The sequence below is a fragment of the Streptomyces muensis genome, from assembly GCF_021474425.1.
Taxonomy (GTDB): domain Bacteria; phylum Actinomycetota; class Actinomycetes; order Streptomycetales; family Streptomycetaceae; genus Streptomyces; species Streptomyces muensis.
Genome location: NZ_JAKEIP010000159.1, coordinates 1 through 19,589 on the forward strand (window position 1 = coordinate 1; position 19,589 = coordinate 19,589).

The 19,589-nt window shown below is 70.2% G+C and carries 18 protein-coding genes; 17 read left to right on the forward strand and 1 reads right to left on the reverse strand.

Annotation, left to right across the window (positions count from 1 at the left end; translation table 11 throughout):
- Window positions 1–81 precede the first annotated feature (81 nt).
- The 3 genes from L0P92_RS29285 to nusB are packed head-to-tail and all read left to right on the forward strand — an operon-like array spanning window position 82 to window position 2,243.
- A complete protein-coding gene (locus L0P92_RS29285; protein ID WP_234766063.1) occupies window positions 82–1,188 on the forward strand; it encodes an aminopeptidase P family protein in 1,107 nt (368 codons plus the stop codon).
- A gap of 51 nt (window positions 1,189–1,239) precedes the next feature.
- Window positions 1,240–1,806: an elongation factor P gene (gene efp / locus L0P92_RS29290; protein WP_015661807.1), complete on the forward strand. Its 567-nt coding sequence runs from the start codon at window positions 1,240–1,242 to the stop codon at window positions 1,804–1,806.
- Window positions 1,807–1,808: 2 nt separating this feature from the next.
- Window positions 1,809–2,243 (forward strand): transcription antitermination factor NusB, encoded by a 435-nt coding sequence (nusB, locus tag L0P92_RS29295; RefSeq protein ID WP_234766064.1) that lies wholly within the window; start codon window positions 1,809–1,811, stop codon window positions 2,241–2,243.
- A 194-nt stretch (window positions 2,244–2,437) separates the two neighbouring features.
- Here the strand turns inward: nusB and bldD are convergent, their stop codons facing one another.
- Window positions 2,438–2,941: a transcriptional regulator BldD gene (bldD, locus tag L0P92_RS29300; RefSeq protein WP_062722566.1), complete on the reverse strand. Its 504-nt coding sequence runs from the start codon at window positions 2,939–2,941 to the stop codon at window positions 2,438–2,440.
- 253 nt (window positions 2,942–3,194) lie between these two features.
- Between bldD and pyrR the strand changes: the two genes are divergently transcribed.
- From pyrR to L0P92_RS29370, 14 genes are all read left to right on the forward strand, one after another.
- A complete protein-coding gene (gene pyrR, locus L0P92_RS29305) occupies window positions 3,195–3,767 on the forward strand; it encodes a bifunctional pyr operon transcriptional regulator/uracil phosphoribosyltransferase PyrR (RefSeq protein WP_217208510.1) in 573 nt (190 codons plus the stop codon).
- Between the two features lie 111 nt (window positions 3,768–3,878).
- Complete coding sequence (locus tag L0P92_RS29310; protein WP_234766065.1) at window positions 3,879–4,859, forward strand: aspartate carbamoyltransferase catalytic subunit; 981 nt, start codon at window positions 3,879–3,881, stop codon at window positions 4,857–4,859.
- Window positions 4,860–4,864: 5 nt separating this feature from the next.
- The gene (locus tag L0P92_RS29315) at window positions 4,865–6,151 is read left to right on the forward strand and encodes a dihydroorotase (RefSeq protein ID WP_234766066.1); all 1,287 of its coding nucleotides are present in this window, start codon (window positions 4,865–4,867) and stop codon (window positions 6,149–6,151) included.
- Window positions 6,148–6,750, forward strand: a complete 603-nt coding sequence (locus tag L0P92_RS29320) for a PH-like domain-containing protein (RefSeq protein WP_234766067.1) — start codon at window positions 6,148–6,150, stop codon at window positions 6,748–6,750. The genes L0P92_RS29315 and L0P92_RS29320 overlap by 4 nt, the downstream gene beginning before the upstream one ends.
- Window positions 6,747–7,889 carry a glutamine-hydrolyzing carbamoyl-phosphate synthase small subunit gene (gene carA / locus L0P92_RS29325; RefSeq protein WP_234766068.1) on the forward strand — a complete coding sequence of 381 codons (1,143 nt, stop codon included), beginning with the start codon at window positions 6,747–6,749 and terminating at the stop codon, window positions 7,887–7,889. Before L0P92_RS29320 ends, carA begins: the two co-directional genes overlap by 4 nt.
- Window positions 7,882–11,190, forward strand: a complete 3,309-nt coding sequence (carB, locus tag L0P92_RS29330) for a carbamoyl-phosphate synthase large subunit (protein WP_234766069.1) — start codon at window positions 7,882–7,884, stop codon at window positions 11,188–11,190. The genes carA and carB overlap by 8 nt, the downstream gene beginning before the upstream one ends.
- A 51-nt stretch (window positions 11,191–11,241) precedes the next feature.
- Complete coding sequence (locus L0P92_RS29335) at window positions 11,242–12,357, forward strand: quinone-dependent dihydroorotate dehydrogenase (RefSeq protein WP_234766070.1); 1,116 nt, start codon at window positions 11,242–11,244, stop codon at window positions 12,355–12,357.
- Window positions 12,354–13,199: an orotidine-5'-phosphate decarboxylase gene (gene pyrF, locus L0P92_RS29340; RefSeq protein ID WP_234766071.1), complete on the forward strand. Its 846-nt coding sequence runs from the start codon at window positions 12,354–12,356 to the stop codon at window positions 13,197–13,199. Before L0P92_RS29335 ends, pyrF begins: the two co-directional genes overlap by 4 nt.
- Before the next feature lie 299 nt (window positions 13,200–13,498).
- On the forward strand, window positions 13,499–13,822 hold the full coding sequence (locus L0P92_RS29345; protein ID WP_234766072.1) for an integration host factor, actinobacterial type: 324 nt from the start codon (window positions 13,499–13,501) through the stop codon (window positions 13,820–13,822).
- Window positions 13,761–14,438: a guanylate kinase gene (gene gmk / locus L0P92_RS29350; protein ID WP_505016550.1), complete on the forward strand. Its 678-nt coding sequence runs from the start codon at window positions 13,761–13,763 to the stop codon at window positions 14,436–14,438. The genes L0P92_RS29345 and gmk overlap by 62 nt, the downstream gene beginning before the upstream one ends.
- A gap of 67 nt (window positions 14,439–14,505) precedes the next feature.
- Window positions 14,506–14,778, forward strand: coding sequence for a DNA-directed RNA polymerase subunit omega (gene rpoZ, locus L0P92_RS29355; protein WP_003988945.1), 273 nt, complete (start codon window positions 14,506–14,508; stop codon window positions 14,776–14,778).
- Between the two features lie 107 nt (window positions 14,779–14,885).
- Entirely contained in the window at window positions 14,886–16,097 is a 1,212-nt protein-coding gene (gene coaBC, locus L0P92_RS29360; RefSeq protein ID WP_234766073.1) for a bifunctional phosphopantothenoylcysteine decarboxylase/phosphopantothenate--cysteine ligase CoaBC, read from the forward strand.
- A 231-nt stretch (window positions 16,098–16,328) separates the two neighbouring features.
- Complete coding sequence (gene metK, locus L0P92_RS29365; protein ID WP_234766074.1) at window positions 16,329–17,537, forward strand: methionine adenosyltransferase; 1,209 nt, start codon at window positions 16,329–16,331, stop codon at window positions 17,535–17,537.
- 129 nt (window positions 17,538–17,666) lie between these two features.
- A partial coding sequence (locus L0P92_RS29370) for a primosomal protein N' (protein ID WP_234766075.1) occupies window positions 17,667–19,589 on the forward strand: 1,923 nt, incomplete at its 3' end.

A 19,589-nucleotide genomic window follows, 5' to 3' on the forward strand; every position in this document is an offset into this window, starting at 1 on the left:
CACCAACCCCCACATCCCAGACACCGCCCACTCAGCCGCCCCCAACCGGCGCCAACCGAGCGGAGCTCTTACGCTCGGGTCATGTCAGAGGTGTACGCCACCCGCCGATCCCGGCTGAGGGACCGCTGCCAAGCCAGCGGCAGCGCCACCGCGCTGATCTCCCGCCCCGCCAACGTCCGCTACCTCGCGGGCGCCGCCCCGCAGGGCTCCGTGCTGCTCCTCGGCAAGACCGAAGACCTGCTCGTGTGCGCCGGCCCGCTCGACGACCGCCCCACCGAGGGCCGCCCCGTCGAGGCACTGCGGATCCACGCCCTCCCCGGCCCCGGAGGCGACCCCGCCGTAGCCGCCGCCGACCTCGCCGCAGCGCAGGGCGGGGTCTGTCTCGCCGTGGAGGAACACCACCTCACCGTGGCCCGGCACCGAGCCATCCGCTCGGTCGTGCCGCGACTGCGCCTCGCCGACCTCGGCGGCGCGGTCGAGCAGCTCCGGGTCGTCAAGGACGAGGAGGAGATCTCCTGCCTCAGGATCGGCGCGGAGATCGCCGACCAGGCCCTCGGGGAACTCCTCGAATCCATCCTCGTCGGCCGCACCGAACGCCACCTCGCCCTGGAACTCGAACGACGCCTGGTCGATCACGGCGCCGACGGTCCCGCCTTCGCCACCTCGGTCGCCACCGGCCCGAACGCCGGCCGCCGTGCCCATCGCCCGACCGACCGCCGCGTGGAGGAGGGCGACTTCCTCTCCGTCTGCCTCGGGGCCACGTACCGCGGCTACCGGTGCGAGATCGGCCGTACGTTCGTGATCGGTACGTCCCCCGCCGACTGGCAGATCGAGCTGTACGACCTGGTCTTCGCCGCCCAGCGCGCCGGACGGGAGTCCCTGGCACCGGGCGCCGCCTACCGTGATGTCGACCGCGCGGCACGTCAGGTGCTGGACTCCGCGGGGTACGCGCAGGGCCTTCCGCCGCTGACGGGGCACGGTGTGGGACTCGAAATCGACGAGGACCCGCAGTTGGCCCCCGCGGCCATGGGTAAACTGGACGCTTGCGTGCCGGTCACCGTCGAACCGGGGGTCCACCTCCCGGGCCGGGGCGGCGTCCGGATCGATGACACGCTCGTCGTCCGCCCCGAGGCGGACGGCGGACCCGAGCTACTCACCATCACGACCAAGGAGCTGCTCGCCCTTTAGACAGGAGCGTGCGCCGGGGTCGTCCACGTCAGTCCAGGAGATTCCGCAACCGTGGCTTCCACGAACGACCTCAAGAACGGCATGGTGCTCAAGCTCGAAGGCGGCCAGCTCTGGTCCGTCGTCGAGTTCCAGCACGTCAAGCCCGGCAAGGGCCCGGCCTTCGTGCGCACCAAGCTCAAGAACGTGCTGTCCGGGAAGGTCGTCGACAAGACCTTCAACGCCGGCGTGAAGGTCGAGACGGCCACCGTCGACAAGCGCGACATGCAGTTCTCCTACATGGACGGCGAGTACTTCGTCTTCATGGACATGGAGACCTACGACCAGCTCATGGTCGACCGCAAGGCCGTCGGCGACGCCGCCAACTTCCTGATCGAGGGCTTCACCGCCACCGTCGCGCAGCACGAGGGCGAGGTGCTCTTCGTCGAGCTGCCGGCCGCCGTCGAGCTCGTCATCCAGGAGACCGAGCCGGGCGTCCAGGGCGACCGCTCCACCGGTGGCACCAAGCCCGCCACCCTGGAGACCGGTCACCAGATCCAGGTCCCGCTCTTCATCACCACCGGTGAGAAGATCAAGGTCGACACCCGCACCAGCGACTACCTCGGCCGGGTGAACAGCTAACCGTGGCTGCCCGCAACACGGCCCGCAAGCGCGCCTTCCAGATCCTCTTCGAGGGCGACCAGCGCGGCGTCGACGTCCTGACGGTCCTCGCGGACTGGGTCCGGCTGTCCCGGACCGACACCCGGCAGCCGCCGGTGAGCGAGTACACGATGCAGCTGGTCGAGGGCTACGCGGCGCACGCCAAGCGGATCGACGAGCTGATCGCCCAGTACTCGGTCGGCTGGACGCTCGACCGGATGCCGGTCGTGGACCGCAACATCCTGCGCCTCGGCGCGCATGAGCTGATCTGGGTCGACGAGACCCCGGACGCGGTCGTGCTGGACGAGATGGTGCAGCTGGCGAAGGAGTTCTCCACGGACGAGTCGCCCTCGTTCGTCAACGGACTGCTCGGCCGGCTCAAGGACCTGAAGCCTTCGCTGCGCCGGGACGAGGCATAGCGGTTCCGACGAGGCACAGAGGTTTCGAAGAATGCCGGAGAGCCCGCAGCATCCCCGCTGCGGGCTCTCCGGCATTCCGGTACCTCTAGACCTCCCTCAGGCCCACAGAACGCCGCCGGGGTGGCCGGAACCGTATAGTTCCGGCCACCCCGGCGGCACGTTTCTGCTGAAGGGCCTCAAGCCCTGGGAAGGGCTCAGCCCTCCTCGGCGTGGGAGACCGCGCGCCGCGCGTCCGCGTCCAGCACACCCCAGCTGATCAGCTGCTCGGTGAGGACCGACGGCGACTGGTCGTAGATGACGGCGAGTGTGCGCAGGTCGTCCTGGCGGATCGAGAGCACCTTGCCGTTGTAGTCACCGCGCTGCGACTGGATCGTCGCGGCGTACCGCTGCAGCGGGCCCGCCTTCTCGGCCGGGACGTGGGCCAGTCGCTCCAGGTCCAGGACCAGCTTCGGCGGCGGCTCCGCGGCGCCGCCGGGCGTGGTGCCCGGAAGCAGCTCCTGCACCGGAACGCCGTAGAAATCCGCCAACTCGGCGAGGCGCTGCACGGTCACGGCGCGGTCGCCGCGCTCGTACGAACCGACCACGACGGCCTTCCAGCGTCCCTGGGACTTCTCCTCGACACCGTGAAGAGAAAGGCCCTGCTGGGTGCGGATGGCCCGGAGCTTGGCCCCGAGCTGTTTGGCGTATTCGCTGGACATATAGCTCCCCGGCACTGGGTCGACGCGACTGGCTTGGGTTCCATGCCGCGCGGTTGGTAACTCACTGTGAGGTTACGCAGCGTTACTCTGGCGCGTCAAGCCGAATGGTCCACACCGACTCTTCCGTGCTATCGGTGGCCGATTAGGCCAACCGGGTGAATGAGGGCGGGTCGCCGGCCTGCTACGGTGGATGGCGCAAACCAGACGTCCTTTAAGGTCCGTCCCGTGAGGCGGAGAAGGAGGTCCCTTTCGTATGGACAGCCAGCAGGACACGCAAGCGTCCGACGCCCGGCCCGTTCTCGAAGGCCCTGACATCGCGCGGGTGTTGACCCGCATCGCGCACGAGATCGTCGAACGCGCCAAGGGCGCCGACGACGTGGTGCTCCTCGGCATTCCCACCCGCGGCGTCTTCCTCGCCCAGCGGCTCGCCGCCAAGCTCGAGCAGATCACCGAGCGCAAGATCCCGGTCGGCTCGCTCGACATCACCATGTACCGCGACGACCTGCGCATGCACCCGCCGCGTGCGCTGGCCCGCACCGAGATCCCCGGTGACGGCATCGACGGCCGCCTCGTCGTCCTCGTCGACGACGTGCTCTTCTCCGGCCGCACCATCCGCGCCGCCCTCGACGCCCTGAACGACATCGGCCGTCCGCGCGCGGTCCAGCTCGCGGTCCTCGTCGACCGGGGCCACCGCGAACTGCCCATCCGCGCCGACTATGTCGGCAAGAACCTCCCCACGTCGTTGCGGGAGACGGTCAAGGTCCAGCTCGCCGAGGAGGACGGTCGCGACACCGTGCTGCTCGGCGCCAAGCAGACCTCCCAGTAGCGCCCACGGCGTACGGCAGCTGCCGTACGCCCGCTCAGCGCGCCCTCGCGCGCGCCCGTCTGCCCCAAATCTCCCGTTCTCCCGAATGAACTGCCTTACGGAGCCTGACAGATGCAGCGTCATCTCATCTCGGCCGCCGACCTCACCCGCGACGACGCCGTCCTGATCCTCGACACCGCCGAGGAGATGGCCCGGGTCGCCGACCGGCCGATCAAGAAGCTGCCGACCCTGCGCGGCCGCACCGTCGTGAACCTCTTCTTCGAGGACTCCACGCGCACGCGTATCTCCTTCGAGGCCGCCGAGAAGCGGCTGTCCGCCGACGTCATCAACTTCACCGCCAAGGGGTCGAGCGTCTCCAAGGGCGAGTCCCTGAAGGACACCGCCCAGACCCTGGAGGCCATGGGCGTAGACGCCGTCGTCATCCGGCACGGCGCCTCCGGAGCGCCGTACCGCCTCGCCAACTCCGGCTGGATCGACGCCGCCGTCATCAACGCCGGCGACGGCACCCACCAGCACCCCACCCAGGCCCTGCTGGACGCCTTCACCATGCGGCGCCGGCTCGTGGGGCGGGACGCCGGGATCGGCCAGGACCTCGCCGGCCGGCGCATCACGATCGTCGGCGACGTCCTGCACAGCCGGGTCGCCCGCTCCAACGTCGACCTGCTGCACACCCTCGGCGCCGAGGTCACCCTCGTCGCCCCGCCCACCCTGGTGCCGGTCGGCGTCGAGACCTGGCCGTGCGAGGTGTCGTACGACCTCGACAGCACCCTGGCGAAGACCGACGCGGTGATGATGCTGCGCGTGCAGCGCGAGCGTATGAACGCCGCGTTCTTCCCGACCGAGCGCGAGTACTCCCGGCGCTACGGCCTCGACGGCGACCGCATGGCGCGGATGCCCGAGCACGCCATCGTGATGCACCCCGGCCCGATGGTGCGCGGCATGGAGATCACCGCCGAGGTCGCCGACTCCGAGCGCTGCACCGTCGTCGAGCAGGTCGCAAACGGAGTGTCCATCCGGATGGCCGTTCTGTACCTGCTGCTCGGCGGCAACGAACCCGCTCTCACCCACGCCCGTACCACCGAGGAGAAGTAAGACAGATGAGCAAGATCCTGATCCGTGGTGCGAAGGTGCTCGGCGGCGAGCCGCAGGACGTGCTGATCGACGGCCAGACGATCGCCGAGGTCGGTGTCGGGCTGAGCGCCGAGGGCGCCGAGGTCGTCGAGGCCGACGGCAAGGTGCTCCTGCCGGGCCTCGTCGACCTGCACACCCACCTGCGCGAGCCGGGCCGCGAGGACTCCGAGACCGTGCTGACCGGCACGCGCGCGGCTGCCTCCGGCGGTTACACGGCCGTGTTCGCCATGGCCAACACCTTCCCGGTCGCCGACACGGCCGGCGTCGTCGAGCAGGTCTACCGGCTCGGCCAGGAGCACGGTTACTGCGATGTGCAGCCCATCGGCGCCGTCACCGTCGGCCTGGAGGGCAAGAAGCTCGCCGAGCTGGGCGCCATGCACGAGTCGGCGGCAGGCGTCACCGTCTTCTCCGACGACGGCAAGTGCGTCGACGACGCCGTGATCATGCGCCGGGCGCTGGAGTACGTGAAGGCCTTCGGCGGCGTCGTCGCCCAGCACGCGCAGGAGCCGCGGCTGACCGAGGGCGCCCAGATGAACGAGGGCATCGTCTCCGCCGAGCTCGGTCTCGGGGGCTGGCCGGCGGTGGCCGAGGAATCGATCATCGCCCGGGATGTCCTGCTCGCCGAGCACGTCGGCTCTCGCGTGCACATCTGCCACCTCTCGACCGCGGGCTCGGTGGAGATCGTGCGCTGGGCCAAGTCCCGCGGCATCGACGTCACCGCCGAGGTCACCCCGCACCACCTGCTCCTGACCGACGAGCTGGTGCGCACCTACAACCCGGTCTACAAGGTCAACCCGCCGCTGCGCACCGAGCGGGACGTGCTGGCCCTGCGCGAGGCCCTCGCCGACGGCACCATCGACATCGTCGCCACCGACCACGCCCCGCACCCGCACGAGGACAAGGACTGCGAGTGGGCCGCGGCCGCCATGGGGATGGTGGGCCTGGAGACCGCGTTGTCAGTGGTGCAGGAGACCATGGTGGACACCGGGCTCCTCACCTGGGCCGGGGTCGCCGAGCGCATGTCCTTCAAGCCCGCCGAGATCGGGCAGGCCAAGGGGCACGGACGGCCCGTCTCGGCTGGTGAGCCCGCCAACCTCACGCTCGTCGACACGGAATACCGTGGGTCCGTGGACCCCGAGGGCTTCGCCTCGCGCAGCCGCAACACTCCGTACGAGGGGCGTGAGCTGCCGGGCCGTGTGACGCACACGTGGCTCCGGGGCAAGGCCACGCTCGTCGACGGGAAGCTCACGTGACACCTGCAACACTGCTCGCAGCCGGCAGCGGACTCGCGGCCGAACAGAAGTCGGCCGAGGTGACGGACTGGGCCGCCCGCGTCGGCTGGGTCGTCGGACTCGCCCTCTTCGTCGCGCTCGTCTACTGGCTGATGCGCGAGGGCTGGAAGTGGCGCGGCACGCTCCAGGGCGACCTGCCCGAGCTGCCCAGCGCGCCGGACGACCCCGGCCCGGCCAGACTGAGCATGAGCGGCCGCTACCACGGCTCGACCACGGCAGGTCAGTGGCTGGACCGCATCGTGGCGCACGGCCTCGGCACCCGCAGCCGGGTCGAGCTCACCCTGACGGACGCGGGACTGGACGTCGTACGCCCCGGCGCGACCGACTTCTTCGTCCCGGCCGACCGGCTCCGCGAGGCCCGGCTCGACAAGGGCATCGCGGGCAAGGTCCTGACCGAGGGCGGTCTGCTCGTGGTGACCTGGGCGCACGGCGAGCGGCTGATCGACTCAGGGTTCCGCTCGGACCACGCGGCGGAGCACAACGAGTGGGTCGACGTCATTAACTCCATGATCAACAACTCGGTGATCCACACCGACAGCACGGAAGGCGCCGAACGATGACGACCTCCACAAGGGGAGCCGACAAGGTTCCCGCGGTACTCGTCCTGGAGGACGGCCGGATCTTCCGCGGCCGCGCCTACGGGGCCGTGGGGGTGACCTTCGGCGAGGCCGTGTTCTCCACCGGCATGACCGGCTACCAGGAGACCCTCACCGACCCGTCGTACCACCGCCAGGTCGTCGTGATGACCGCCCCGCACGTCGGCAACACCGGCGTCAACGACGAGGACCCGGAGAGCAAGCAGATCTGGGTCGCCGGCTACGTCGTGCGCGACCCCGCGCGCGTGCCGTCCAACTGGCGCGCCAAGCGCTCGCTGGACGACGAACTGCGCCACCAGGGCGTCGTCGGGATCTCCAGCATCGACACCCGCGCGCTCACCCGCCACCTGCGGGAGCGCGGCGCCATGCGCGTCGGCATCTTCTCCGGCAACGCCCTGCCCGACGAGGGCACCATGCTCGCCGAGGTCCGCCAGGCCCCCGAGATGAAGGGCGCCGACCTCTCCGCCGAGGTCGCCACCAAGGAGGCGTACGTCGTCCCGGCGATCGGCACCAAGAAGTTCACCGTCGCCGCCGTCGACCTCGGCATCAAGGGCATGACCCCGCACCGCATGGCCGAGCGCGGCATCGAGGTGCACGTGCTGCCCGCGACGGCGAGCGTCGAGGACGTGTACGCCGTGAACCCCGACGGCGTGTTCTTCTCCAACGGCCCAGGCGACCCGGCCACCGCCGACCACCCGGTCTCCGTCATGCAGGCCGTCCTGGAGCGCGGCACGCCGCTGTTCGGCATCTGCTTCGGCAACCAGATCCTGGGCCGTGCGCTCGGCTTCGGCACCTACAAGCTGAAGTACGGCCACCGCGGCATCAACCAGCCGGTGCAGGACCGTACGACCGGCAAGGTCGAGGTCACCGCGCACAACCACGGCTTCGCCGTCGACGCCCCGACCGACAAGGTCTCCGACACCCCCTACGGCCGCGCCGAGGTCTCCCACGTCTGCCTCAACGACAACGTGGTGGAGGGTCTCCACCTCCTCGACAAGCCGGCCTTCAGCGTCCAGTACCACCCCGAAGCGGCAGCGGGCCCGCACGACGCCGCCTACCTGTTCGACCGCTTCGTATCCCTGATGGAGGGCCAGCGTGCCTAAGCGCACCGATATCCAGTCCGTCCTGGTCATCGGCTCCGGCCCGATCGTCATCGGCCAGGCCGCCGAGTTCGACTACTCAGGCACCCAGGCGTGCCGCATCCTGCGCGCCGAGGGCCTGCGGGTCATCCTGGTCAACTCCAACCCGGCGACGATCATGACCGACCCGGAGATCGCCGACGCCACCTACGTCGAGCCGATCACCCCGGAGTTCGTCGAGAAGATCATCGCCAAGGAGCGCCCCGACGCGCTGCTGCCGACCCTGGGCGGTCAGACGGCCCTCAACACGGCCATCTCGCTGCACGAGGCGGGCACCCTGGAGAAGTACGGCGTCGAGCTGATCGGCGCCAACGTCGAGGCCATCAACAAGGGCGAGGACCGCGACCTGTTCAAGGAGGTCGTCGAGGCGGTCCACGCCAAGATCGGCCACGGCGAGTCCGCCCGCTCGGTCATCTGCCACTCCATGGAGGACGTCCTCGCGGGCGTCGAGACGCTCGGCGGCTACCCCGTCGTCGTCCGGCCCTCCTTCACCATGGGCGGCGCCGGCTCCGGCTTCGCCCACGACGAGGAGGAACTGCGCCGCATCGCCGGCCAGGGCCTGACCCTGTCTCCCACCACCGAGGTGCTCCTTGAGGAGTCCATCCTCGGCTGGAAGGAGTACGAGCTGGAGCTGATGCGCGACAAGCACGACAACGTCGTGGTCGTCTGCTCCATCGAGAACTTCGACCCCATGGGCGTGCACACCGGTGACTCGATCACCGTCGCGCCCGCGATGACGCTCACCGACCGCGAGTACCAGATCCTGCGCGACATCGGCATCGCCGTGATCCGCGAGGTCGGCGTCGACACCGGCGGCTGCAACATCCAGTTCGCGGTGAACCCCGAGGACGGTCGTGTGATCGTCATCGAGATGAACCCGCGCGTGTCGCGTTCGTCGGCGCTCGCCTCCAAGGCGACCGGCTTCCCGATCGCCAAGATCGCCGCCAAGCTGGCCGTCGGCTACACGCTCGACGAGATCCCGAACGACATCACGCAGGAGACCCCGGCCTCCTTCGAGCCGACTCTCGACTACGTGGTCGTGAAGGCCCCGCGTTTCGCCTTCGAGAAGTTCCCGCAGGCCGACTCCACCCTCACCACCACCATGAAGTCGGTCGGCGAGGCCATGGCCATCGGCCGCAACTTCACCGAGGCCTTCCAGAAGGCGCTGCGCTCGCTGGAGAAGAAGGGCAGCCAGTTCACCTTCGTCGGCGAGCCCGGCGACAAGGTCGAGCTGCTGCGCGAGGCCGTACGGCCCACCGACGGCCGTATCAACGCGGTCATGCAGGCCATCCGCGCGGGCGCCACGCAGGAGGAGGTCTTCGAGTACACGAAGATCGACCCTTGGTTCGTCGACCAGCTCTTCCTGATCAAGGAGATCGCCGACGAGTTCGCCGAGGCGCCGGAGCTCACCCCCGAGCTGCTCGCCGAGGCCAAGCGGCACGGCTTCTCCGACCAGCAGATCGGCGAGATCCGCGGGCTGCGCGAGGACGTCGTGCGCGAGGTGCGGCATGCGCTGGGCATCCGCCCGGTCTACAAGACGGTCGACACCTGCGCCGCCGAGTTCGCCGCGAAGACGCCGTACTTCTACTCGTCCTACGACGAGGAGACCGAGGTCGCGCCGCGCGAGAAGCCGGCCGTCATCATCCTGGGCTCAGGGCCCAACCGCATCGGCCAGGGCATCGAGTTCGACTACTCCTGCGTCCACGCCTCCTTCGCGCTGAGCGACGCCGGGTACGAGACCGTGATGGTCAACTGCAACCCGGAGACCGTCTCCACGGACTACGACACCTCCGACCGGCTGTACTTCGAGCCGCTGACGCTGGAAGACGTGCTGGAGATCGTCCACGCGGAGCAGCAGGCCGGTCCGGTGGCGGGCGTCGTGGTGCAGCTCGGCGGCCAGACCCCGCTGGGTCTGTCGCAGGCGCTGAAGGACAACGGCGTGCCGATCGTCGGCACCTCCCCGGAGGCCATCCACGCCGCCGAGGACCGGGGCGCCTTCGGCCGTGTCCTCGCCGAGGCGGGCCTGCCGGCCCCCAAGCACGGCACCGCGACCACCTTCGCGGGCGCCAAGGCCATCGCCGACGAGATCGGCTACCCGGTCCTGGTGCGGCCGTCGTACGTCCTCGGCGGGCGCGGCATGGAGATCGTCTACGACGAGACCCGGCTGGAGTCCTACATCGCCGAGTCGACCGAGATCAGCCCCTCGCGGCCGGTCCTCGTCGACCGCTTCCTGGACGACGCCATTGAGATCGACGTCGACGCGCTCTACGACGGCACCGAGCTCTACCTCGGCGGCGTCATGGAGCACATCGAGGAGGCCGGCATCCACTCCGGCGACTCGGCGTGCGCCCTGCCGCCGATCACGCTGGGCGGGTTCGACATCAAGCGCCTGCGCGCCTCGACCGAGGCCATCGCCAAGGGCGTCGGCGTCCGCGGGCTGATCAACATCCAGTTCGCGATGGCCGGCGACATCCTCTACGTCCTGGAGGCCAACCCGCGCGCGTCACGCACCGTCCCCTTCACCTCGAAGGCGACCGCGGTGCCGCTGGCGAAGGCCGCCGCCCGGATCTCGCTGGGCGCGACCATCGCCGAACTGCGCGCCGAGGGCCTCCTCCCGGCGACCGGCGACGGCGGCGAGCTGCCGCTCGACGCGCCGATCTCCGTCAAGGAGGCCGTCATGCCCTGGTCGCGCTTCCGCGACATCCACGGGCGCGGCGTCGACACCGTCCTCGGCCCGGAGATGCGCTCCACCGGCGAGGTCATGGGCATCGACTCCGTCTTCGGCACGGCGTACGCCAAGTCGCAGGCGGGCGCGTACGGCCCGCTGCCGACCAAGGGCCGTGCCTTCATCTCGGTCGCCAACCGGGACAAGCGCTCGATGATCTTCCCCGCGCGCGAGCTGGTCGCCCACGGCTTCGAACTCCTCGCCACGTCCGGCACGGCCGAAGTCCTCAAGCGCAACGGCATCAACGCCACCGTCGTGCGCAAGCAGTCCGAGGGCACAGGACCGAACGGCGAGAAGACCATCGTCCAGCTCATCCACGACGGCGAGGTCGACCTCATCGTCAACACCCCGTACGGCACCGGCGGCCGCCTCGACGGCTACGACATCCGTACGGCGGCCGTGGCGCGGTCGGTCCCGTGTCTGACGACGGTCCAGGCGCTCGCCGCCGCCGTCCAGGGCATCGACGCCCTCAACCACGGTGACGTGGGCGTCCGTTCGCTCCAGGAACACGCGGAACACCTGACCGCGGCCCGCGACTAGCAGCCCTGAGGGGGACACCGGAAACGGTGTCCCCCTCTTCGTGAGGGAACCATGTACAAGATCTTCTTCAATCTCGTCTTCAAACGGATGGACCCGGAGCAGGCCCACTACCTGGCCTTCCGCTGGATCCGGCTCGCCGTCCGCATCCCCGTCCTGCGCACGTTCGTCGCCGCCGCACTCGCGCCCCGGTACGAGGAACTGCGCACCGAGGCCTTCGGGCTGCGTATGCACGGCCCCTTCGGGCTCGCCGCAGGGTTCGACAAGAACGCGGTCGCGATCGACGGCATGTCGATGCTGGGCTTCGACCACGTCGAGATCGGCACGGTCACGGGGGAGGCGCAGCCGGGCAACCCCAAGAAGCGGCTGTTCCGCCTCGTGAAGGACCGCGCGCTGATCAACCGCATGGGCTTCAACAACGAGGGTTCGCTGGCCGTGGTGGCCCGTCTGGCGTCCCGTGAGCCGGTCTTCAGGACCGTCGTGGGCGTCAACATCGGCAAGACCAAGGTCGTCCCGGAGGCGGAGGCCGCGGCCGACTACGTGAAGTCGACGGAGCGACTGGCGCCGTACGCCGACTACCTGGTGGTCAACGTCTCCTCGCCCAACACCCCCGGCCTGCGCAACCTCCAGGCCACCGAGTCGCTGCGCCCGCTGCTGACGGCCGTGCGCGAGGCCGCCGACCGCACGGTGACCAGCCGTCGAGTGCCGCTGCTGGTGAAGATCGCGCCGGACCTCGCCGACGAGGACGTCGACGCGGTCGCCGACCTGGCCGTCGAACTCGGTCTGGACGGGATCATCGCCACGAACACCACCATCGCGCGCGAAGGCCTCGGTTTGAAATCCGAACCCTCGCTGGTCGAGGAGGTCGGCGGACTCTCCGGCGCCCCCCTGAAGGCGCGCTCCCTGGAGGTGCTGAGGCGGCTCTACGCGCGCGTGGGCGACCGGATCACCCTCGTGGGCGTCGGCGGCATCGAGAACGCCGAGGACGCCTGGCAGCGCATCCTGGCCGGCGCCACGCTGGTCCAGGGCTACAGCGCCTTCGTCTACGAGGGGCCCTTCTGGGGCCGCGCCATCCACAAGGGGCTCGCCGCACGCCTGCGGACCAGCCCGTACGACACCCTCGCCGACGCGGTCGGCGCCGACGTCAGGAAGGCAGAGCAAGCCGCATGACTGTCCTGGAACCCTTCGGTGCACGCCTCCGCCGCGCGATGGACGAGCGCGGCCCCCTGTGCGTCGGCATCGACCCGCACGCGTCCCTGCTCGCCGAGTGGGGCCTGAACGACGACGTGGCCGGCCTGGAGCGGTTCAGCCGCACGGTCGTCGAGGCGATGGCCGACCGGGTCGCCGTGCTCAAGCCGCAGAGCGCGTTCTTCGAGCGCTTCGGCTCGCGCGGCGTCGCCGTCCTGGAGAAGTCGGTCGAGGAGGCGCGGGCGGCCGGGGCGCTGGTGGTGATGGACGCCAAGCGCGGCGACATCGGCTCCACCATGGCCGCGTACGCCGAGTCCTTCCTCCACAAGGACTCGCCCCTCTTCTCCGACGCGCTGACCGTCTCGCCCTACCTCGGCTACGGCTCACTCTCGCCCGCCGTCGCGCTGGCCCGCGAAAGCGGCACCGGCCTGTTCGTGCTCGCGCTGACCTCGAACCCGGAGGGCGGCGAGGTCCAGCACGCGGTCCGCGCGGACGGCCGTACCGTCGGCGCGACGATGCTGGCGCACCTGGCCGCCGAGAACGTGGGGGAGGAGCCGCTGGGCTCCTTCGGGGCCGTCGTCGGCGCCACGCTCGGCGACCTGTCGTCGTACGAGCTCGACATCAACGGTCCGCTGCTCGCCCCCGGCATCGGGGCCCAGGGCGCCACGCCGGCGGATCTTCCCCGGGTCTTCGGCGCCGCCGCGCGCAACGTCGTACCGAACGTCAGCCGGGGTGTGCTGCGGCACGGCCCCGACGTCGTCGCGCTGCGTGACGCCGCGTCACGCTTCGCCGACGAGGTCAGCGCCGCTGTGTCGGGTGGCTGATCGCCGTCAGGGGCGTTCGAGTCGCTCGGCGAATCCTCCGATGAGTGCTTCGACGAGCGGCTTCGGGCCGACTTGAGTCTGAATACATCCTCAAATCCAGGGCATTATGTCCTAAATATCCGGCCTGGCGGAGGCTGACCAGGACTTTTCCGCTGTTCTCGCTGACTCTGGCGGACTTGGCCGCTAGTCTCCGACGAGAGTCAACGGGCAAGCGTGTTGCTCGTGGCTCCCCAGGTGTGGGGCGACTAGGTTCCTCACCGGTCCGTATCCGACAGTTCAACATCCGAGGTGACGTAGGCGTGGCTCTTCCGCCCCTTACCCCTGAACAGCGCGCAGCCGCGCTCGAAAAGGCCGCCGCGGCTCGCCGGGAGCGGGCCGAGGTCAAGAATCGACTCAAGCACTCCGGCGCCTCCCTTCAGGAGGTCATCAAGCAGGGCCAGGAGAACGACGTCATCGGCAAGATGAAGGTCTCCGCCCTGCTCGAGTCCCTGCCGGGCGTGGGCAAGGTCCGCGCCAAGCAGATCATGGAGCGACTCGGCATCTCCGAGAGCCGCCGCGTGCGTGGCCTCGGTTCGAACCAGATCGCTTCCCTGGAGCGCGAGTTCGGCAGCACCGGCTCCTGATCCGGTCACTCCGGACCGGGAGTCCCGGGCACTCCGGGATTGCTGGAATAATCGCTGCATGAGTGAACGTCCGCGGCTGACCGTGCTCTCCGGCCCCTCCGGGGTCGGCAAGAGCACGGTCGTCGCCCATATGCGCAAGGAACACCCCGAGGTCTGGCTCTCGGTGTCGGCGACGACCCGCAAGCCCCGCCCCGGCGAGCGGCACGGAGTCCACTACTTCTTCGTCACCGACGAGGAGATGGACAAGCTGATCGCCAACGGTGAGCTGCTGGAGTGGGCCGAGTTCGCCGGCAACCGCTACGGCACGCCGCGTGCGGCCGTGCTGGAGCGGCTGGAGGCGGGGGAGCCCGTGCTCCTGGAGATCGACCTCCAGGGCGCGCGGCAGGTCCGCGAGTCCATGGCGGAGGCCCAGCTCGTGTTCCTGGCCCCTCCCTCCTGGGAGGAGCTCGTGCGCAGACTCACCGGACGTGGCACCGAGCCGCCCGAGGTGATCGAACGCCGGCTGGACGCGGCGAAGGTCGAGCTGGCGGCCGAGCCGGAGTTCGATGTGACCTTGGTCAACACCTCCGTCGAGGACGTGGCGCGCGAGCTGCTAGCCTTGATGGACGTTGTGTGATCGTGCCTGATCGTTTCCAGGCTTGATCATTCACACTGAATCTTTCCCATCCATCGGAAGGTAGAGCGTGTCCTCTTCCATCTCCGCGCCCGAGGGCATCATCAACCCGCCGATCGACGAGCTCCTCGAGGCCACCGACTCGAAGTACAGCCTCGTGATCTACGCGGCCAAGCGGGCCCGCCAGATCAACGCGTACTACTCGCAGCTCGGCGAGGGCCTCCTCGAGTACGTCGGTCCGCTCGTCGACACCCACGTGCACGAGAAGCCGCTCTCGATCGCCCTGCGCGAGATCAACGCGGGTCTGCTGACGTCCGAGGCCGTCGAGGGCCCGGCGCAGTAAGTAGTATTTTCAGCTTTGAGCTGGCTTTTCCACAGGCCCGGCAGTCGACTGTCGGGCCTGTGGTGTGTCATGGAGTCGTCGGTTCGACGAGACGAGTGGGAGGCCCGGTGGACAAGCCCAAGGTCGTTCTGGGGGTCAGCGGCGGCATCGCCGCGTACAAGGCCTGTGAGCTGCTGCGTCGGCTCACGGAGTCGGGGCATGACGTCCGGGTCGTGCCCACCGCCTCCGCGCTGCACTTCGTCGGCGCCGCCACCTGGTCCGCCCTGTCCGGCAACCCGGTCTCGACGGAGGTCTGGGACGACGTCCACGAGGTGCCGCACGTCCGCATCGGCCAGCACGCCGACCTGGTGGTCGTCGCCCCGGCCACCGCCGACACGCTCGCCAAGGCCGCGCACGGCCTCGCCGACGACCTGCTGACCAACACCCTGCTCACCGCCCGCTGTCCGGTGGTCTTCGCCCCCGCCATGCACACCGAGATGTGGGAGCACCCGGCCACCCAGGAGAACGTGGCGACGCTGCGCCGACGCGGCGCGATCGTCATCGAGCCCGCCGTCGGCCGGCTCACCGGCGTCGACACCGGCAAGGGCCGGCTGCCCGACCCCACGGAGATCTTCGAGGTCTGTCGCCACGTGCTGGCCCGCGGGGTCACCGAGCCCGACCTCAAGGGGCGGCACGTCGTCGTCAGCGCCGGCGGCACCCGCGAGCCCCTCGACCCGGTCCGCTTCCTCGGCAACCGCTCCTCCGGCAAGCAGGGCTACGCCCTCGCCCGCACCGCCGCTGCCCGCGGCGCCCGGGTGACCCTGATCGCCGCCAACACCGGCATGCCCGACCCGGCCGGCGTGGACGTCGTCCAGGTCGGCACGGCCGTACAGCTGCGCGAGGCGGTCCTCAAGGCGGCGCCGGACGCCGACGTGGTGGTCATGGCGGCGGCGGTCGCGGACTTCCGCCCGGCCACGTACGCCGCCGGAAAGATCAAGAAGCAGGACGGCCAGGAGCCCGAACCCATCACCCTGGTGCGTAATCCGGACATCCTCGCGGAGATCTCGGCCGACCGCGCCCGCCCCGGCCAGATCGTCGTCGGCTTCGCCGCCGAGACCGACGACGTCCTGGCCAACGGCCGTAAGAAGCTGGAGCGCAAGGGATGCGACTTCCTCGTGGTGAACGAGGTGGGCGAGCGCAAGACCTTCGGCTCCGAGGAGAACGAAGCGGTCGTCCTGGGCGCCGACGGCAGCGAGACACCCGTGCCGTACGGGCCCAAGGAGGCCCTGGCCGAAACCGTATGGGACCTGGTGGCGCGCCGACTGGACGCACATGTTTGATGCGTCGTCGGCATCCCGCGCGCCTCGCTCGATCAGGGCGTGGCGCCCCTGGTCAAGGGCGCATGGGATTGGGCAGAATGCCCGTGCCGCAGGTCACAGCGCTCCCGAGAGGCGAGACAGGGGGTCGGTGGCCGAACGCGACAGATAAACTGTCCTCGGACGACGCCGGGCGCAGCCCCCGTCCCGTCCGCCAATGATCAGCCAGCAGCCGCTGCAACCCCAGGGAGCGTTGTGTCCCGTCGCCTGTTCACCTCGGAGTCCGTGACCGAAGGTCACCCCGACAAGATCGCTGACCAGATCAGCGACACCATTCTCGACGCGCTTCTGCGTGAGGACCCGACCTCCCGGGTCGCCGTCGAGACCCTGATCACGACCGGTCTGGTGCACGTGGCCGGAGAGGTCACGACCAAGACGTACGCGGACATCGCGACGCTGGTCCGCAACAAGATCCTCGAGATCGGCTACGACTCCTCGAAGAAGGGCTTCGACGGCGCTTCCTGTGGTGTCTCGGTCTCGATCGGCTCGCAGTCACCGGACATCGCGCAGGGCGTGGACACGGCGTACGAGTCCCGGGTCGAGGGTGACGAGGACGAGCTGGACCGCCAGGGCGCCGGTGACCAGGGCCTGATGTTCGGGTACGCGACGGACGAGACGCCGACGCTGATGCCGCTGCCGATCTTCCTGGCGCACCGCCTGTCCAAGCGCCTCTCCGAGGTCCGCAAGAACGGCACCATCCCCTACCTGCGCCCCGACGGCAAGACGCAGGTCACCATCGAGTACGACGGCGACAAGGCGGTCCGCCTGGACACGGTCGTCGTCTCCTCGCAGCACGCGAGCGACATCGACCTGGACTCCCTCCTCGCGCCCGACATTCGGGAGTTCGTGGTCGAGCCGGAGCTGAAGGCCCTCCTCGACGACGGCATCAAGCTCGACACCGAGAACTACCGTCTGCTGGTCAACCCCACCGGCCGCTTCGAGATCGGCGGTCCGATGGGTGACGCCGGTCTGACCGGCCGGAAGATCATCATCGACACCTACGGCGGTATGGCCCGTCACGGTGGCGGTGCGTTCTCCGGCAAGGACCCGTCCAAGGTGGACCGTTCGGCGGCGTACGCGATGCGCTGGGTCGCCAAGAACGTCGTCGCGGCCGGCCTGGCGTCCCGCTGCGAGGTGCAGGTGGCGTACGCGATCGGCAAGGCCGAGCCGGTCGGTCTCTTCGTCGAGACCTTCGGCACGGCCAAGGTCGACGCCGAGAAGATCGAGAAGGCCATCGACCAGGTCTTCGACCTGCGTCCGGCCGCGATCATCCGCGACCTGGACCTGCTCCGCCCGATCTACGCCCAGACCGCGGCCTACGGTCACTTCGGCCGTGAGCTGCCGGAGTTCACGTGGGAGCGCACGGACCGCGTGGAGGCGCTGCAGAAGGCAGTGGGTCTGTAAGGCTCATCGGCTCCAGCTCTGTAAGAGGCCCGGTCTCCCTGGCGGGAGGCCGGGCCTCGGCGTGTGAGCCGCTGCCGTCCTGATCGCGGGGGCCGTCGGTTGTCAGTGGCGTTTGGTAAGAATGCAAGCGTGAGCAGCGAGAACGAGAACGGTGAGGGCGGGGCCGAGGGGGCGTCGTCCGAGCAGCTCGCGCTCATCCGGGAGAGCGTGCGGCAGGCGAAGGTGCCCCGGGCCAAGCCCAGGACCTGGCGGGGGGCCGAGCTCGCGAAGGAACTGCCGGTCGCGCGGGTGCTCGTCGACAAGGGCGTACTGCATCTCGACCGGTACTTCGACTACGCCGTGCCCGCGGATCTCGACGCCGACGCGCAGCCCGGGGTGCGGGTGCGGGTGCGGTTCGGCGCCGGACGGCATCGGGTGCGGGAAGGGCGGCGTGAGGGCGGAGGGCTCATCGACGGGTTTCTGGTCGCCCGCCTCGCCGAGTCCGACTACTCCGGGCCGCTCGCGGCGCTTGCGCAGGTCGTGTCCCCTGAGCGGGTGCTGAGCGAGGAGTTGCTCGGGCTCGCACGCGCCGTGGCCGACCGGTACGCGGGTGGGCTCGCCGATGTGCTCCAGCTGGCCGTGCCGCCGCGCAGTGCGCGAGCCGAGCAGCGGCCGTCACCGCAGCCGCTGGCGCCGCCGGACCGGCCCGAGGTGGCGTCCTGGGGGAGGTACGAGCGGGGCGCCGCCTTTCTGGAGTCGCTGGCCTCCGGGGGTGCGCCGCGCGCCGTGTGGAATGCGCTGCCCGGGCCCGACTGGAGCGAGGAGCTGGCGCGGGCCGTCGTCGCGACGCTGGCGTCCGGGCGGGGCGCGCTGGTGGTCCTGCCGGACGGGCGGGCCGTCGCGCGGGTGGATGCCGCGCTGACCTTGCTCATGGGCAAGGGACGGCATGCGGTGCTGACCGCCGACGCCGGGCCCGAGAAGCGGTATCGGGAGTGGCTTTCGGTACGCCGGGGCAGCGTACGGGCGGTCGTGGGGACTCGGGCGGCCATGTTCGCGCCCGTGCAGGACCTCGGGCTGGTCGCGCTCTGGGACGACGGTGACGACAGCCACAGCGAGCTGCATGCCCCGCAGCCTCATGCGCGCGATGTGCTTTTGCTGCGGGCGGCGCAGGACAAGTGCGGCTTTCTGCTGGGGAGTTGGAGCTGCACCGTCGAGGCGGCCCAGCTCGTGGAGAGCGGGTGGGCCCGGCCGCTGATCGCCGGGCGGGATCAGGTGCGGGCCGCGGCTCCGTTGGTACGGACCGTGGGGGACGCCGATCTCGCACGGGACGAGGCCGCGCGGGCCGCTCGGCTGCCGACGCTCGCCTGGCAGGCGGTGCGGGAGGGGCTGCGGCAGGGGCCGGTACTGGTCCAGGTGCCCCGGCGCGGCTATGTGCCGCGGATGGCCTGCGCCAACTGCCGGGCGCCCGCTCGGTGCCGGCACTGCTCGGGGCCACTGGAGGCACAGGGCTCCGGAGCCGATCTGCGGTGCGGGTGGTGCGGGCGCGAAGAGGGGGCGTGGCACTGTCCGGAGTGCGGTGCGTTCCGGTTGCGGGCGCAGGTGGTGGGGGCGAGGCGCACCGCCGAGGAGTTGGGGCGGGCCTTTCCCGCCGTTCCGGTGCGGACCTCCGGGCGTGAGCATGTGCTGGACACGGTGCCGGGGACGCCCTCGTTGGTCGTGAGTACGCCGGGGGCCGAGCCCGTCGCCGAGGGCGGCTATGCGGCTGCCCTGCTGCTGGACGGCTGGGCCATGCTCGGACGGCCCGATCTGCGGGCCGGGGAGGACGCGTTGCGCCGCTGGATCGCGGCCGCCTCGCTGGTGCGGCCGCAGAGTGCCGGGGGGACGGTGGTCGTCGTGGCCGAGCCCACGCTGCGGCCGGTGCAGGCGCTGGTGCGGTGGGATCCCGTCGGGCACGCGGTGCGGGAGCTCGGGGAGCGGGCCGAGCTCGGGTTTCCTCCGGTGTCCCGGATGGCTTCCGTGGCCGGGCCGGGGGAGGCGGTCACCGAGTTCCTCCGTACGGCCGAACTGCCGCCG